Here is a 935-nt window from a genome sequence, read left to right as displayed (position 1 = left end):
TCAATTTCCTCAGGCCGTCTGAAAAACGCCACCGGCAATTCCAAGCCGCCTTTTGCCGTTTCACGGAAAACTTTTTTCACCGCCTCGTCCGTCGGGTTCAATCCGGCAAGTTTCATGTTCTCGAATACCCTTCGACGATCTTTCGACAACACGCGGAAACCCAAACCACCGAGCAGGTTGCCTAATTTGTGCAACCAAACCAAAGGCAGCGCGGCCAAAAATTTAAAAACAAAGGTAACAAGCGTTTGCATAAGGTTTTACCAAAATGAAGTGAGCAGATTGTAAACGAAACAGGCCGTCTGGGTGATTTTGATTTTATCAAAATCACTGGAAATTATGACTCAGATTGATGATATATATACAGCTTAACCAAAAAAAAGAAGCCCGAAGGCTTCTTTGGTGGTTAATGTGAAAAAACAAGAGTTTGTTTGTCTCCTTTTTTTCTGAAAGATGCATCATACTGTATTGATTCATCATCAATACGGCTGATTACTACGTCAGAATCTGTTTCTTGATCATAAAAACAAACATTGCTTCCACAATACGTTCCTATGAAAAAAGCAAAACTTCTTTCACCTTGTGGTGAAAAAATCGTTCTTTCTATTCTAGGACCTGTTGATGTAAAAGTAAGTTTTAAATATGACTTCCAACCGTTACCTGCAAATTCATAAGGTATAGACGAGGCTGGTATTCCAGTCTTGTTTTCAACCTTAATTGTTTTCTTAGGCACAATAACCATAAAAAAAGCAGCAATTACTATCATTAATGATATAAAAGATGCGAACCTATTAGAAGGTCTCGAATCTTTTTTCAGCTCTTTTTTAGAGTTGTGTTCATTTTTTTTAATGTAAATATTGTCCATAGGAATTTACTTTCAAAAAAAAAATAATTCGAAAACGCAAGGCATATAAAATAAGAAAGGAAATTCAAATTAA

At 36.3% G+C, this 935-nt stretch carries 1 protein-coding gene and 1 pseudogene; both read right to left on the bottom strand.

Translation table 11 applies throughout. The features are described from left to right. Positions 1-251, bottom strand: a pseudogene (locus ACTHS3_RS15235) (lysophospholipid acyltransferase family protein); the annotation flags it as partial. A gap of 152 nt (positions 252-403) precedes the next feature. Continuing rightward, complete coding sequence (locus tag ACTHS3_RS15230; protein WP_440368398.1) at positions 404-862, bottom strand: hypothetical protein; 459 nt, start codon at positions 860-862, stop codon at positions 404-406. Between the last annotated feature and the right edge of the window lie 73 nt (positions 863-935).

This window comes from Neisseria sp. P0009.S007 (assembly GCF_051962515.1).
The sequence above is the reverse complement of the archived record's forward strand: the minus strand, read 5'-3'. Positions and strand labels throughout refer to the sequence as shown.

Excerpts from the sequence above, each read along its gene's own strand:
- ACTHS3_RS15230 (WP_440368398.1), bottom strand. The coding sequence starts at position 862 with ATGGACAATATTTACATTAAAAAAAATGAACACAACTCTAAAAAAGAG.